Source organism: Actinomyces israelii DSM 43320, from assembly GCF_000711965.1.
GTDB classification, from domain to species: domain Bacteria; phylum Actinomycetota; class Actinomycetes; order Actinomycetales; family Actinomycetaceae; genus Actinomyces; species Actinomyces israelii.
On the sequence record NZ_JONS01000021.1, the window covers coordinates 1 to 15,152 of the forward strand.

The 15,152-nt window shown below is 71.5% G+C and carries 7 protein-coding genes and 1 pseudogene; 2 read left to right on the top strand and 6 right to left on the bottom strand.

The genetic code is table 11. From position 1 onward, the window contains the following. Nucleotides 1-206, bottom strand: a pseudogene (locus O145_RS08720) (helix-turn-helix domain-containing protein); the annotation flags it as partial. On the opposite strand from O145_RS08720, the gene O145_RS08725 reads away from it, so the two are divergent. Continuing rightward, on the top strand, nucleotides 205-555 hold the full coding sequence (locus tag O145_RS08725) for a nucleoside transporter C-terminal domain-containing protein (RefSeq protein WP_229118461.1): 351 nt from the start codon (nucleotides 205-207) through the stop codon (nucleotides 553-555). The pseudogene O145_RS08720 and the gene O145_RS08725 sit on opposite strands and share 2 nt — an antisense overlap. A gap of 26 nt (nucleotides 556-581) precedes the next feature. Continuing rightward, nucleotides 582-1,535, top strand: a complete 954-nt coding sequence (locus tag O145_RS08730) for a nucleoside hydrolase (protein WP_043562305.1) — start codon at nucleotides 582-584, stop codon at nucleotides 1,533-1,535. A gap of 163 nt (nucleotides 1,536-1,698) precedes the next feature. Here the strand turns inward: O145_RS08730 and O145_RS18120 are convergent, their stop codons facing one another. The 5 genes from O145_RS18120 to O145_RS08745 all read right to left on the bottom strand — a co-directional run bounded on the left by O145_RS18120 (nucleotide 1,699) and on the right by O145_RS08745 (nucleotide 14,383). Next, on the bottom strand, nucleotides 1,699-1,860 hold the full coding sequence (locus tag O145_RS18120; protein ID WP_156966674.1) for a hypothetical protein: 162 nt from the start codon (nucleotides 1,858-1,860) through the stop codon (nucleotides 1,699-1,701). A 235-nt stretch (nucleotides 1,861-2,095) separates the two neighbouring features. Continuing rightward, nucleotides 2,096-3,937, bottom strand: a complete 1,842-nt coding sequence (locus O145_RS08735; protein ID WP_043562306.1) for a CocE/NonD family hydrolase — start codon at nucleotides 3,935-3,937, stop codon at nucleotides 2,096-2,098. A gap of 118 nt (nucleotides 3,938-4,055) precedes the next feature. After that, nucleotides 4,056-5,405, bottom strand: a complete 1,350-nt coding sequence (locus tag O145_RS19155; protein WP_229118462.1) for an alpha-L-rhamnosidase-related protein — start codon at nucleotides 5,403-5,405, stop codon at nucleotides 4,056-4,058. 96 nt (nucleotides 5,406-5,501) lie between these two features. Continuing rightward, complete coding sequence (locus tag O145_RS19160) at nucleotides 5,502-7,091, bottom strand: family 78 glycoside hydrolase catalytic domain (RefSeq protein WP_229118463.1); 1,590 nt, start codon at nucleotides 7,089-7,091, stop codon at nucleotides 5,502-5,504. 647 nt (nucleotides 7,092-7,738) lie between these two features. Then, entirely contained in the window at nucleotides 7,739-14,383 is a 6,645-nt protein-coding gene (locus O145_RS08745; RefSeq protein ID WP_052374885.1) for a DUF4011 domain-containing protein, read from the bottom strand. Nucleotides 14,384-15,152 lie beyond the last annotated feature (769 nt).

Sequence of the window (15,152 nt, forward strand, 5' to 3'; positions counted from 1 at the left end):
CCCATCCTGTATCTCCGCCATTCCGACAGCCACTCACGTACCGTCCCCTCGGCCCGCTCGACCATCTCCGCGATAATATCCAGGCCGACGCCGCGGGCAGCGTACACAATCGCCTCCGCCTTCATTCTCACCAGCCTGTAGGTGTCTGAACGCTTCTTCCACCTGATGAGGATGTCCCGTTCCTCGTCCGTCATGCCGATCCGCATGAGACTATCCTATACCAGGTGCTCCGCAGACGCCAACCAGGAATCCCGCAGCAGTTGCCCCAGAATGCCATTTTGTTTAATTCCGGCCATCGTCACCAACGAGTTCGTCGCCATGGGGCAGATCAGCGGTGAGGTGACGGGCTACGCGCGCCACTACCAGGCCGTCCTGACCGTGTTCCTGACGTCCTTCGCCAACTTCGGCACGCTGGGCATGATCATCGGCTGCTTCAAGGGGCTCGTCGACAAGGAGCGCAACGACCTGGTCGCCAAGAACGTCGGCCGCATGCTTCTGTCCGGAATCCTCGTGTCCCTCATGTCCGCCGGCATTGTCGGCATCTTCGTCTGGTGAACGACGAGAGATAAGGAGAAACGCTCATGACCAAGAAACTCATCCTCGACCTGGACACCGGCATCGACGACGCCCTCGCAATCGCCTACGCGCTCGGCAGCCCCGAGGCCGAGCTCATCGGCATCACCGCCACCTACGGCAACGTCCTCATGAAGGACTCGGTGCGCAACTCCCTGGCGGTCCTCGACGCCCTCGGCGCGGGCTCCGTGCCGGTCTACCCGGGCCTGCCCCACTCCTCGGCCACCGAGGACTTCGCCGTCATGGAGATCTCCGCCTTCATCCACGGCCGCAACGGGGTCGGCGAGGTCGACGTCGCCCCCTCCAGGCGCAGCGCCGCCGCCACAGGCGCCGTCGACTTCATGATCGAGGCCTCGCGCCGCTACGGCGAGGAGCTCGTCTACGTCCCCACCGGACCGCTGACCAACCTCGCCGCCGCCCTGGAGCGCGACCCGGGCCTGGCCGACCGCCTTCGGGTCGTCCTCATGGGCGGCGCCCTGACCGTGTCCGGGAACGTCAGCCCCTGGGCCGAGGCCAACATCAACCAGGACCCCGACGCCGCCGACGTCGTGTTCCGCTCCGGCATCGACGCCACCATGATCGGCCTGGACGTGACCCTGCAGACCCTGCTCACCTACGAGCACACGCGCCGCTGGCGCGACCTGGGGACGCCGGCCGGCACGTTCCTGGCCGACATGACCGACTACTACATCAAGGCCTACGAGACCACAGCCCCGGGCCTGGGCGGCTGCGGCCTGCACGACCCGCTCGCCGTCGGCGTCGCCATCGACCCCGGCCTCGTCACCACCCTGCCCATCAACCTCCAGGTTGACGTCGAGGGCCCGACCCGCGGGCGGACCATCGGGGACGTGGCCCGCCTCAACGACCCCCGCAAGACCAGCCGCGTCGCCGTCGGCGTCGACGTCGACCGCTTCCTGGAGGAGTTCATGACCCGGATCACCTCACTGGTCCAGGGCCGCTGACGCGTACCGATGCGCATCAGGGCCGCGCGCCCCGCCGGGACCACTCCGGCGGGGCGCGCGGCCCTCTGTTCTTCCGTATATCTATGGGCCGCGCCCGATCGCGGCCGGGCCGGGGGCGGGGCCCTCCGCCGTGCTGACGCCGCGCCGGCGGGCGGGGCGCCGGTCACCAGCGGGCCGGCGCCCCGCCCTTGTCGCCGCTCGTGGCGGAGGCCGTCGTTCGAGGCTCCTGACGGCGCTGCTGCGCGCACTTCTCGTCGGCGATTATGCGCTCGGCCTCCTCGTGAGCGGCCTCGGAGGCGAGGGCGAAGAGCTTCTCGAGAAACATGGAGCCTCCTTCTGGATCGAGTCCCCGGAGCATTCCCGCCCCGGGGCCGCAACAGGGGAAACGCACGAGCGACGGTGCCCCGTCGTCGTGCGTCACCGGCGAGTCTAGTGCCATGACGCGCCTGACGGCGCCGTCGAGCCCCGGCCGGAACCGATCTCGAGCCGGAACTGGACCGATCTCGGCACGGAATACGACCGATCTCGGCGAAGGGGGAGGGAAGACGCCGGACGGGCCGTCAGAGGGCTGCGGGGTGGGCGCCCAGGTCGATGAGCGGCAGGACCAGCTCGCTGGGGTGCTCGGCGTCGTGCAGGACGGTGAGGCGGACGGGCGCTCCGCCGGCCGGGTCGGCGACGGCGTAGCGCGGCCAGCACGAGCCCGCCAGGTCCAGGCGCAGCCGGTGGCCGGCCGGGACGTGCACCCCGGTGGCCCACATGTCGATCTCGACCTCGACGGGTTCGCCCGGGACGAGCGGGTCGCGGCGGTCCGGTCCGCCGCGTGCCGACAGGCGCAGCGCCCCGTCGGTCAGCAGGACCGACGTGCCGTCCGGGAGGACCTCGGCCAGGGCGGCGTGCAGGTGGGCGTCCTCGGCGTCGGCGGCGACCTGGGCGCGCAGGCGCACCGGCCCGAGCACCGTGACCGGCTCGGCCAGCACCGGGGTGGTGAATACGACGACGTCGTCGCGCGCCTCGATGCCGCGCTGGTCGTGCGGGCCCGCGTTCTCGGCAGGGCCCATGAGCATCTGGCCGCCCTCGGCGGGCACCGGGTCGGCCGGGTTGTGGGTCCAGGACGTGCTCCCCGCGGCGGGCCGCCCGTCGTCGGGCGCGAGCAGGGCGCCGTCGTCGGCGAGCCGCCAGACGCCGGCGACGGCGTCCGGCGCCGGCCAGGCGGGCAGGTCGATCCAGCGGTCGGCGCCCATGATGTAGACGCGCACGGGATCGCGGGGCAGACGGGCGGCGGCCGCGGCGTCCCCGATACTCGCCTTCCAGAAGTCCAGGGTCAGCTCGCCCAGGCCCAGCTCGCGCGTCCCTCCGCCGGGGAAGGAGCGCCCGGCGAGGCGGCCGTCGAAGGCCAGGTGCGTCCACGGGCCGATGACGAGCCGCTGGCGCTTGCCGGCCGGGCCCGCGGCCATGGCCCGGTAGCTGCGCAGGGTGCCGCCGAGGAACAGGTCGTACCAGCCCGCCAGGTGGAGGGCCGGCACGTCGAGGCCGGCGAGCCCCTCCCGGGGGTAGGCGACGGACCTCCAGTAGGCGTCGCGCAGCGGGTGGGCGAGCCAGTCGGCGACGTGCGTGCCGGCGCCGTGGGCCCGGGCGAGCCGTCGGGCGGCCTCGGCGATGCCGACGCGCTCCAGGAAGGGGGTGAAGTCCTCCAACGGCTCGGGCAGGGAGTCCTGGGGCGCGTCCGGCTCCCCGTCGTGCGCCAGGCCCGTGCGCACCTGCTGACGGGCCCACTCGTAGGCGGGGCCCTCCAGGAGGATGCCGCCGCGCATGGCGAGGTCGTCGTCGTAGGTGGAGGGGGCGACCCACGGCGCCATGGCCGCCAGGTGCTCGGTGGAGGCCAGGGCCGCGGTCAGCTGGGTGGTGGACACGTAGGACTGGCCGAAGGTGAGGACTCGCCCGTCGCACCAGGGCAGGGCTGCCAGGGCCTCGCGGGTGGCGACGCCGTCGGAGGCCTCGTCGGCGTAGAAGCGGAAGCCGCCCTCGGAGATGTCCGTGCCGCGGCAGGCCTGGGCGACGACCGCGAAACCCTCCTCGATGGCCCGGTCCAGGCCCACCGAGGCCTGCATGCCGACGGCGGCGGCCATGAGCCCGGGCTCGTGCGGGTCCGCGCCGGCGGCCGCGGCGATCATGGGCCGCCACGCCCCCAGGTAGGGGCAGCGGGCGAGCAGGACCGGGTGGGCGGCGCCGTCGTCGGGGCGCACGACGTCGGCCCGCAGGACTGTGCCGTCCGGAGCGGGGACCTCGAGGACCTCGTGGACGGCGCGCGAGGCCGCGCCACCGGGAGCGGGCAGCATGAGGGCCGCGCGGAAGGAGTCGGGGACGTCCGGGATCTCGGGGGCGGACTGGTCGGTGCTGGTCATGCGGGGCTCCTGTCCTCCGGTCGGTAGCGGGGGTGCGGCGGTGCAGGCCGCCGCACCCCTCGATTATCGGGCTGCCGGCCGGGGCGCCGCCCGGCTCGCCCGTCGTCCGGGAGCCCGCTCAGCCCGCCAGGTGGTGGCGGCCGTGGCCGAGCACGACCGGTCCGGCGGGAGGTTCGCCGGACCGACCCGGCAGCGTCACCCGCGCCGTGGCCCCCACCGGCACGACCACGTCCAGCTCCAGGCGCCCGTCGTCGTCGAGCCTCCAGGACGAGGCCGCCCAGCCGTAGGGCGTGCGGTGGACGGACTCGGCCGCCCTCAGCCCGCCGCCGGGGACGGGGGCGACGTCAATGACGCGGTAGCCGGGCTCGGCCGGGGCCAGGCCGCCCACCGTCCGCTGCAGCCAGGCGGCCACGGCGCCCAGGGCGTAGTGGTTGAAGCTCGTCATGCCGCCGGGGTTGATCGACCCGTCCGGGAGCATGGAGTCCCAGCGCTCCCACGTCGTGGTCGCCCCCATGGTCACCGCGTAGAGCCAGGACGGGCAGGAGGTCTCCATGAGCAGCCGGTAGGCGGCCTCGGCGTGACCGGTCGCCGACAGGGCCGCGGTGAGCACCGGGGTGCCCGCGAAACCCGTGGCGACGTTCCCGCCCGAGGCCTCCACCAGGTCCGCCAGGTGCCGCCCGGCGGCGGCGCGGCGCTGCTCGTCCCCACACAGGTCGAAGGCGATGGCCAGGGCGTAGGCGCACTGCGAGTGCGAGGTCATGCGCCCAGCGCCGTCGGTGAAGCGGGTCCGGAAGGCCTCGCCGACGGCGTCCGCCAGCTCGCCGTAGCGCGCGGCGTCGTCCGCTCTGCCGAGCTCGGCCGCCCACTGCGAGACGATGCGGGCGGAGCGGGCGAAGAAGGCCGTGGCCACCAGGTGGGGGTCGGTCATGGCCCGCATGGGGTTGTCCGGCGGGGCCGAGGGGTCGAGCCAGTCGCCCAGCTGGAGGCCGGTCTCCCACACGTGGTCGTCGCCGGCCAGGGAGTCCACCAGGTCCACCCAGGCGCGCGCCGAGTCGTACTGGGCGGCCAGCAGGCCCAGGTCGCCGGTGGCGCGGTACAGCTCCCAGGGCACCACCGTGGCGGCGTCGCCCCACACGGCCGCTGGCCGCGGCGGGGTCCACAGGCCCCCCGGGATGACGGGCACGTACCACGGGACGGTGCCGTGGGCCTCCTGCTCGATGGCCAGGTCCGTCAGCCAGGAGGTGAGCAGGCCCGCGCAGCTGTAGTGGAAGGCGGCGGCGGGCGCGAAGGCCTGGATGTCGCCCGTCCAGCCCAGGCGCTCGTCGCGTTGCGGGCAGTCGGTGGGGATGGCCACGAAGTTGTCGCGCATGGACCAGCGCGAGTTCTCGTGCAGGCGGGTCACGCGCTCATCGGAGCAGGCGAAGGCGCCCAGGCGCTCCATGTCGGTGTGGACGACGACGGCGCGCACCGCCCCGTCCGCGATCGCGGCGGCGGCCGCCCGGGCGCCGCCGGGCCAGCCGGCGACGTCGGCGTAGCGGAAGCCGTGGATGGTGAAGGCCGGCTCTCACTCCTCCACGCCGTCGCCGGCGAGCGTGTAGGTGTCGGTCGCGGCGGCCCCGCGCAGGGGGCGGGTGCCCAGAGCCCCGTCCTCCAGGACCTCGGCGTGGCGCAGGGTGACGGTGGCGCCCGCGGGTCCGGCCACGCGGATGCGCAGGCGCCCGGAGATGTTCTGCCCGAAGTCGATGAGCACTCGTTCGGGGGCGGTCTCGACCTCGACCTCGCCCAGGCGCAGGAGGTGGCGCTCCTGGACGGCGACGGCGACCGGCCGGAGGGTCTCGGCGGTGCGCACGGGCGCGTCGACGGGCATGACCAGGCGCCCGGCGTCGGAGTCGCCGACGGCGACCGGGGACCAGCCGGAGTCGTCGAAGCCGGGGGAGGACCAGCCGGGGGAGGCGAGGCGGGCGTCGACGGTCTCGCCCTCGTACAGGCCGGTGAAGAGGATCTCGCCCGCGCCCGCCCGCCAGGAGGCGTCGGTGGCGACCACCGACCGCGAGCCGTCGGCGTGGGTGAGCTCGAGCTGGACAATGGCGGCGACGTCCTCGCCGTATAGGTTGCGGTAGCCGCCGTCGAAGCCGATGTGACCGCGGTACCAGCCGTCGGCGAGCTGGGCGCCCAGGGCGTGGCGGCCGGCGCCGGCCCCGCGGGCGGGGTCGGGGGCGCCGGTTGAGCCTGCCGAGTCGGACGGGGCGCCGGCCCCGCGAGGGGCCAGGAGCGTCTCGGTCACGTCGTAGGCGCGGGCCACGAGCCGCTCGCCGTAGACGGTCCAGCCGGGGACGAGCTCGTCGGCGCCGATGCGCACGCCGTCGAGCTCGGCGCGGATGAGGCCGTGGGCGCTGACGTAGGCGCGGGCGGCGACGACCGGCGAGGTCACCTCGAACTCGCGGCGCACGCGCGGCGGACGGCGGTCGGAGCCAGGGTTCTCCGGCCAGGCGGGGCCCACGGGCAAGGCCCGCCAGTCCTCGGGGGCGAGGAGCCCGGTCTCGTAGACGACCGGGGCGGACCAGCCGGTGGCGACGGGGGCGCCGCCCCCGGGGGCGCCGGCGGCACCGGCGGCGGGGGCGTCGCCGGGGGCCTCGCCGGATGGAACGTCAGCGGCACCGAGGGCGGTCGTTCCGTCGGGCGCGCCGGCTTCGGCTGCGCCGCAGGGGCCGGGGGCGGTGTCGGGCGACGTCGTGGCGCCGGGCGCGGCGGGCGCCACGACGATCCGGCCCGTCACGCGCACGCGCAGGACGACGCGCTCGCGGGAGCCCAGCGGGGCGGCGGGCCAGGCGACCAGGACGCCGTCGGCGGCCGCCAGGGGGAGGCGCTCGGGGGCGGCGAGCGGGGTGCCGGCCAGGTCGGTGCGGGTGATCTCGAGCTCGGCGGCGGCGGGCCGCCAGCCGGCCGGGGCGGAGGCGATCTCCCAGGAGATGCGCGGCGCGGGGCGGGCGCCGCCCAGGACGTCACCGGGCAGGTACTGCTCCAGACGCAGATGGTCGGGGGCGGCGAGGGGGCCGACGGGGTCGGGCAGGGCTGCGGCGGTGATCTCGGGCTCGGGGACGGTCGGGCGGATGGTCGTGAGAATCGGGCGCTGGGTGCTGGAGTCGGTGTCCACGGAGTCTCCGGTTGCTCGTCATTGAAACGTCTCAATAATAGGTTCTCGCGACCGCCCGGTCAATAGCTTGCTTCAGTCAATAGGTAGCTCCGCGGTCTGCGTCCCGCGCCCGCCCTTTCGTCGAGATCGGTTCAGTTCCGCACCGGGATCGGTTCAGGACGCCCACCGGGTGCCTGCTCGGGCGCCGTCGCCCTGCGGGGAGTAAGGGTCCCGCGCGCTTTCGGCGCTGGGCCCTGCCCGGACGTGGACTGCTTGGTGTTTTTCAGCCTCCCGCTCCCCGCCGACTGCCCCGCGCTCACCTCTGCCTCAGCGGACCCCGAGTGGTCCTTCCCCCTGTTTCCTGACTCAGCCCCCACCGCCTGCGGCACCGGGCCGCAGGATCTCGTCACCTCCGCGACAGTCCGGTCCTTCGCAGGCCACCTCAAGGGCCACCTGCCCCCTTGAACCCACTGCCGAGTCCCTGCGCAGCCACGAGCCGATCCCGCCTCTCCCGCGCGCGACCCTCTTCTCCGGGCAGCCTCAGTGCTTACTACGCTCCTTTGTCCCTTACTGTACGAGGAAAAGGAGCGTAGTAAGGGACAAAGAAGCGTAGTAAGCGCCAGCGGTCCACAGGAAGGGGCGGATCACGACCCGGGCTTTCAGCGTCGTCAGCCGGCGGTCTGGCGTCTCCTGACCCTGAGGATCGCGCCTTCGAGCGTCTGGCGCACCGGCGCGGTCAGGCGATGCGCCCGTACTCCTAGGCCATCGAAGACGGCACGAAGAACCGTCTCCTCGTCTGCGTCCGGCGGTGTTCGCAAGAGGACGCTGCGAATGTAGTTCTCGAGCTCGTGCGGGTGGATCTCCTTAAGAGACAGGTAGTCGAATGCGTCACGTCGGTAGCCGGTCAGCAGAGACTGATCCGTGTTCTCGGGCCAGACGAATCCATAGTCGTCCACGGAGCAGCCCGATCCTCGCAGAAGGGCGCGAACCTTCTTCTCGCGCGACGCCGTCATCCTCCTCAGCCCGAAGGCGGCGCACACGAGGGACAGGAATCGGCGCTGCTCGATCGGGAACTCGGCTTCGCATATCTCGCGCGCAGCGGCGTGAAGGAGCTCCACGGACTCCCTGTCCGTGCTCGCCGCGTCGAGAACCTCGCGCGGGCCCCGCGGAGTCGGCGAAGCGGGGACGAAGTCGGTGACCGCGGTGAGGTCCCGACCGGTTCGGACGCCTGGGTCGGGAGAACAGGCCGGGCCGGTTCGCCGGGGCCCGCCGGTGTCAGGGCTCGTGGTGCCTGGGCTTGCAGCTTCCTCTGGCGGCGGGGCCGACTGCAACGGCGCAGCCATGGCGGGCCGGAGTGCGGCGATATGCTCGCCGCCACGGCTCTCCTCGACCGCTCCGTCGTCTCCGCCCGCCGCCGGAGACGGGCTTTCCGTCTTCGGGCGCTTGGCGGCGTCGTCTGGCGCGATCTCCTCCGACCGGCGCCGGCCCGTGACCTTCTCCGCCGCTCTGTCGACCGCCTGGCACAGATGCGCGATGACACCGTCGCGGTCCTGCAGCCACTGCGGAAGCCACAGCCGTTCGACGCACGGCCAATCGAGCATCTGGCTGAGCACCCTGACCGGCAGAACGTCGCGGTCGTACACCGTACGGCGCTCGCTCCAGCCGAGGCCGTCGAGAAGGACGGCGACCAGCGGCACATGCGGCTCCTCCGCCCGGGCCAGGACGAGATCAATCCGGAAGTCGGACAGGCCCACGTCGGTGGTGACCGTCATCCCAGCCTCGCGCAGCGCCTGAGCCACGTCTTCGCGATGACGGTCGGGTACACCTGCGCCGAAGGTCTTCCCCACCAGGGTCCGAGTGCCCTGCTCGGCGAGGACGAGGTACCTCTTGAGGTCCTGGAGGCCCCTGGACTCGCTTCGCTCCGCCTGGAGCTGTGCGGGCGCGAAGGAGCAGAAGACGATGACCTGCCTCCTGGCCCGTGTGATCGCCACATTGAGGCGGCGCTCGCCGCCCTGACGATTGAGCGGTCCGAAATTCAGTGGAATATCGCCGCGCTCATTGGCCGAGAACGCGACAGAGAAGAGGATCGTGTCCCGCTCGTCTCCCTGAACATTCTCGAGGTTCTTGACAAAGATGCCCTCGTCGGCGTCCAAGGATGCCGTGATCTTCTGGTCGTCGAGGTCGCGCAGGCGGGTCTCGATGAGATCGCGCTGCTGCGTATTGAACGTGATCACACCCAGCGAGGGGGTCGATCCGCCCGCCTGCGCGAAACGCCGCCGGATCTCGTCGACGATCGCCTCCGCCTCGGCGGAGTTGGTCCGGAAGAAGCGCCTGGACTGCCCTCTCGGAACCGAGCGGATGAATTGCCCATTGACGCGGCGCAGGCTGATTCCGAAGCCTGTCTGTCCGGGATCCCTCTCGGCGGCGACCGGGCTCGGGAAGGAGGAGAGCCTGCCCTGGTAGTAGGACTTGTTGGAGAAGGCGATCAGACCCTCGACCCGACTGCGGTAGTGCCAGGAGAGCCATAGCCGCGGGACGTGAGCGGCCACGCACTCGCTGAGTATGGATTCCTCGTCCAGCGGCTCGTCGTCGGGATCCTCATCGCGGGAGAGCTCGGCAAACGAGGTGGGCGGCATCTGCCGCGAGTCTCCGCAGACGACGACGGAACGCCCGCGGCCCATCGCTCCGACAGCGGCTGCGACCGTGATCTGGGAGGCCTCGTCGAAGACGACGAGATCGAAGTCCTGCCTGTCGGCCGGGAAGAATCTCGCGACGGAATCGGGCGACATGAGGACGCAGGGCGTGAGCGCGGTGATGAGGTCGCCGAACTCCCCGACCAGGTCGCGGATCCTGCGCTTTCCCCGCTTGCGCTCGAGCGCGCGACGCAGCGCGGCCATTCGGGCTCTTTCCTCGGTCGCGATGCGCGCCCGCGCCGCCAGCGCATCGGAGACGAGGACTGGGGGGAGCAGTGGGCGCATCTCGTCGAGTGTTCTGGCGTAGCTGCGGACGTATCCGTATTGGTTGTCGGCGGAGAAGGAGCGCAGGGCGCCCCTGGCGCCCTGCAGCTCGAGAGACGCGTGCACAAGACCCAGGTCGAGCGCACTGGGGAGCTCGGTCGCGACCTGCCCGCGCAGCATCTGGTTCAGGCATCCGTCCAGGCCGACGCGTCGGAACTCCGCTCCGGCGGTGAGAAAAACGTTGTGCCCGCGCAGATGGCGCTCACGCGCGGAGGCCGAGCCGAGACCACGCAGCGAGTCGAGCACTGGCGATGCTGTGAGAATGCGCGAGTCCCGCGCAAGTGCCCGGAAGGCGGCGGTGTAGTTGCGCAGCCACGTTGCCGTTGCGCGCCTGTCGGGGACTGCGAGCAGCGAGGCGACCGTCTCCTGGGCGGGCCCCGCCTGCCTCTCCGGCGGCGTCCCGAGCTCGGACATCCCCAGAAGTCGATCGAGGACGCCGATGGCGCCCTGGCACGCGGACCGGTCGAAGGGCGTCCACTGCCCGATCCATGCGGCCTCTTCGGGAAGAAGCTCGGTGCGGCATCGGCTCAGCGCGTCTTTGCGGGCTGCCAGACGGATGAGCTCGTCGACGACGGCGAGCAGCTCCGCTCCGTTCTGCGGCATCGGGACGGCGGTCCGATGAGCGGCGAGTGCGCCGAGCGCCCTCTCGGACTTTCTCGTCTTGCCGAAGAACGAATTCTTTGCATCAATGAGCGAGCTGCGCACCGACTGAAGATCCTCATTCAGGACGCTGGGCAGGTAGTACCGGAGCGCCGGGTGCGCGGCGGACAGCTCCGCCGTCAGCTCTCCCATGAGCCACCGTGCCGCCCTCTGCCAGTCCGGCTGGGCGACCATGTTGAGCCGGGCGGTATTGAGCGACGGGTCCTCCAGGGCGGCGGCTGCCTTGTCCCAGTAGCTGTCCGGAAGAGTCCGGACCGCGGCGAGCAGCTTCCCGTCATCCTGCTCCATCACTCCCATGAGCGCCTCGACGCGGCCGAGAATGTCCCCGAGCGCGGCATCGGGAACCGGATTGTTGAGCGGAGAGGGTTCGGGACCCAGGACATCGCCGTAGTCCTGGAGACACTCCATGAGGCGCGGTACGGAATTGTGCAGGGAGGCGACGTCGTCGCGCGTCAGCCTGCCGAGCACCGCGGGCTCGATGGCCAGGGCCGTGCGTCCCAGACCGTAGGCGAGCTCGGATGCGTGGGCGTCGTAGAACGAGAGGCCGGCCGAGTTGCGGCGGTGAAGGGCCTCCCAGTAGCCGGAGAGCCGACGCCGGTAGCTGTCGGCGACACCGGATTTTGCCGTGAGACTGATCCGGTCGGGATGGGTTTCCATGTCCATCGCCCGCAGGATCTTTCGGCGCACGGCGTCGGGGGCCTGACGGCGGCTGTGGAGGTCGAGGACGAGATCGCCGATGTCAGCCTTCTGGAGCCGCCTGGAGACGACGTCGAGGGCGGCCCGCTTCTCCGCGACGAACAGGACGCGGCGCCCCTGCGCGACCGCGCTGACGATGACGTTGGTGATCGTCTGCGACTTGCCCGTGCCGGGAGGCCCTTCGACGACGAGGGTCCTTCCGGCCAGGGCCCTGGCGACAACCTCTGTTTGAGACGCGTCGGCGGGAACCGGGAGCCTGGGGATCAGCTCCTCAAGACCCGGGACGGGTGTATTCGCCGCGGGGTCGTGGAACTCCGTGTTCGGAGAATCAATGAGGTGGCCGACCAGGGGGTTCCGGGCGATGGACTCCCAGGACTCCTCGAGGTCCTTCCACAGCCGGAAGGTGCCGAACTGGAAGATTCCGAGATAGGTCGTGGCCTCGATATGGAAAGGCAGCTTGTCCTCCGCCAGAACCCGCCGGACGACGCCGAACAGCCCCTTGAGGTCAATTCCGGCCCCGTCCTCCTCCGGCTCGCTGAGCTCGGTCAGGTCCAGGTTGAGGTCGGCGCGCAGCCTCTCGATGAGAGAGTAGTTCGGCACCGTGGACCCGGACGGGTCGATTCTCAGGCGGAAGGGGCTGCGGGCCGAGCGCCTTTCAAGATCCACGGGGATGAACACGAGAGGGGAGCGCACCCGCCGCCCCTTGCTCTCCCAGACGAGTGAGCCGAGGGCGAGATAGAGATTGTTGGCGCCGGTCTCCTCGGCCAGGGTCCGCGCCGTGGAGCGCAGGCGTCGCAGTATCGTGTCGTAGACGTCCTCGGAGAGATCGACCTCGACCTCCCTGTGATCACTGAGCCTTGGAGCGAGCCGGGGCGGGTCGAGCTCATCGCGGAACAGCCCTCCGGCGTTGCGCACGAGCGCCGCCCTTTCGCCCGCCTGCCGCAGAGTGATGACCCGGTCGGCGTTGACGAGGTCCTCGAAGTCGCCGATGACCGCCTCGGGCACGGCCAGCTCGACGATCTTGTGGTTCCTGATGGCGGAGTCGGAGCAGTTGATGAGGCGGTTGCGAAGGCTGAGGTCCAGCAGCCGGGCTTTCCACTCCTCGACCCGGTCGGGGGCCTTCCTGCGTGCCGGTCTGCGCCGGGCCCGAGCCGGCGCCTCGTCGGGAATGACGAGAACATCGGGCCGCGGCGCCGCGACGTACTCGATCTCGGTGACGCCGCCGTCCTCGGAACGGCTGCGCAGGGGCATGGGGATAATGCCGCGGTTGCGGGCCTCGCGGACCGGAATGATGACATCGACGGCCGCCGCATCCGCCCCGATCCTCTGTCGGGCCGCCGAGTGCATCTGCGCGAGGGAGGATCGACGCCGTTCTGTCAGCATTGTGGTCTCGATAAGACCGATCTCGCCACGGTCGATCTGGTTGAGCAGCTCCCAGCCGGGCATCGCCAGATCCTCGGATATGTGCTTTTCCGCCCTCCAGTAGCCGATGAGCGCATGCCCGGGCAGGACCACAATGAGCGGCTCGATGCTGAGATACTCCAGCACGCTCGCCATGAGGATCGTCGTGTCCAGGCAGGTGCCCAGGCGTCCTTCGAGGACGTCCTCGGCGGTGCGCACTCGCTGTCCGTGCTCTCCCCAGCTGGTGGGAGGCACCGCGTAGGCGATGTCGTCGTCGTGGATGGCGTCGCACAGCGCCTCGACGATCTGCGGGATCCGTTCGGGGGAGCCCTGGTATCCCTCCAGCGAGCTGGATCCTGTGCGCCCTCCCAGAATCGTGGCGGCGCTGCGGCTGAGCGCGGCCAGGACCGGCTGCTGCGGCTGGACGAAGGCCGCAAGGGTGGCGGCGTCGTCGCTGTACCGGCCGCTGAGGATCCACTGCCTCGGCGAGAGGACGGTGGGCCCCTCGACCAGCACCTCCCGGCTCTCGTCTCCGCACCTCAGCGTCAGGCGCAGGCTGGAGGTCGTCTGGGTCTCGATCTGAAGAAGAGCGGAGCGGTCGGGCTCGAGTGCCGCGGACGCCTTTGCGCCGTCCGGGGTGAGGCGGGCGATGCCGAGCACGACGGGCCGGGTGAGCGCCTCGCCGTCGCTCTCGACGACGGCGGTCACCCCCACATCCGTCAGGCACCGGGAGCCCGATGACGGGCTGAGGGCGGGAACGAGACGGGTTCGCTGCGTGTGGGCCTCTTCGCCGGCCTCCCCCTCACCGTCGACAGGATCGCCCGACGGGCGCGGGGCTGCGATGGACAGGCGCAGGCGGAGCGGAAGAGCCAGCCCCGCCACGGCATGGGCGTAGGAGATGATGGGCGGTACGTCGAGCTCGAGCTCCACCGCGTCCAGAGCGGATGCCGCCGCCGGGGCCGGTGCGGACGGCACTGCGGCTCCGGCGGCGGGACCCGCTGCCGTCTCCGCGGCTGCGCCCTTGGTGCTCTCAACGGCGCCGTCGTCGGGTTGCACAGGGCTCTCGGCGGGCTCCGGGGAGCGGGGGGCTGGTCCTGCAACGGCGGTGAGGCGCGCGGTGACCTCGGCGGCGGCCTGTGCGGTGCCGATCAGCCGGAGGACCTCGGCGGCGGCCTGTGCGGCGCCGATCAGCCGGAGGACCTCGGCGACCTCGCTGAGGACGAGGGGCACCTCCGATGGTTCGAAGCGCGAACCGCGGACGAGTCTGTCGCGCACGACTCGGATGTCGGTCAGCCTGCTGCACAGGCCGGGGTCGGCCTCGAGAATGGGCCGGCCGTCGCGTCCGTGTCCGGTGAGCGCGTAGATCTGAGACAAGAGGTCGTCCAGGTCGAGCTGCCCGGGGGCTTCCCCGTCCCCTGCTGAAAGGGGCTGCTCATGCTCGGGGCGCTCATTGCGCAGGCGTGCGCGCACGTACCGTCCGAGATGCACCGGCAGCGTCTCAAGGACGACCTGGGAGATGAGCTGTTGACTGCCGGGCATGAGGGCCTCTTTCAACTCCGAGGGGAAGGGAGGGCATGGCAAGTCTGCCACGTCATGGTCGGGGACGGTCGCGAGAGCGCCTCCCGCGATGTCTTGCCACTGGCCGTCAGCCGTTGGGGGCGGGGCGCCGGGGTGGAGCCGTACCGCGGTCTTGGGCGGTGCCGGCGGAATGCGGCCGCCTGCCCCCGGAGGCGGTGCGCTCCATTATGCGTGCCTAGGGGCCGCCAGGCTGCGGACCCGGCGCCACCACCCCCGGGCCGTCGGGCTCGGGCCCGCGCCCCGACCTGGTCCGGGCCGTCGGGCCCCCGCCGCCAGTGGGCCCGGGAACGAGGCGGGTGGGTGATATCACGTACATCCGCACCTGGGAGGGACTCGATCTGCCTGGCGACTGTTGCCGGGCTGCTGCGCCCAGGAAGGTCGTGGGCTGTGCTACTGGGGTGACCGCACGCGGCACCGACCTCCGTCGTGCGAGGCGATCGATATGGCGGTCCGCAGGTGCCCGTACGCGACAGGGGGAGACGGTATTCCACTCGATTCCACTCGGACCGGGGGTGCCAGTACACCTCTGAGCAGCTCGCCCAGCATCTGGGGAGATATGAGATCATCGCTTCCACGGGCAGGACCGGGGTGCGCTGGGCGGGTGCCCGGGCGGAAGCCGGCAGGCGCCACGCTGAAGAATGAGAGGGTCTATCAGATGGTCCACCGTCGCAAGAAGCAAGGCCGTCCGGGATACTGCCTTCCAGGTCGAGCTGGAATACACGATCAGAAA

Bases quoted from the DNA above. Each gene is read 5' to 3' on its own strand.
- O145_RS08725 (WP_229118461.1), top strand. From the start codon at position 205: ATGAGACTATCCTATACCAGGTGCTCCGCAGACGCCAACCAGGAATCC.
- O145_RS08730 (WP_043562305.1), top strand. From the start codon at position 582: ATGACCAAGAAACTCATCCTCGACCTGGACACCGGCATCGACGACGCC.
- O145_RS18120 (WP_156966674.1), bottom strand. From the start codon at position 1,860: ATGTTTCTCGAGAAGCTCTTCGCCCTCGCCTCCGAGGCCGCTCACGAG.
- O145_RS08735 (WP_043562306.1), bottom strand. From the start codon at position 3,937: ATGACCAGCACCGACCAGTCCGCCCCCGAGATCCCGGACGTCCCCGAC.
- O145_RS08745 (WP_052374885.1), bottom strand. From the start codon at position 14,383: ATGCCCGGCAGTCAACAGCTCATCTCCCAGGTCGTCCTTGAGACGCTG.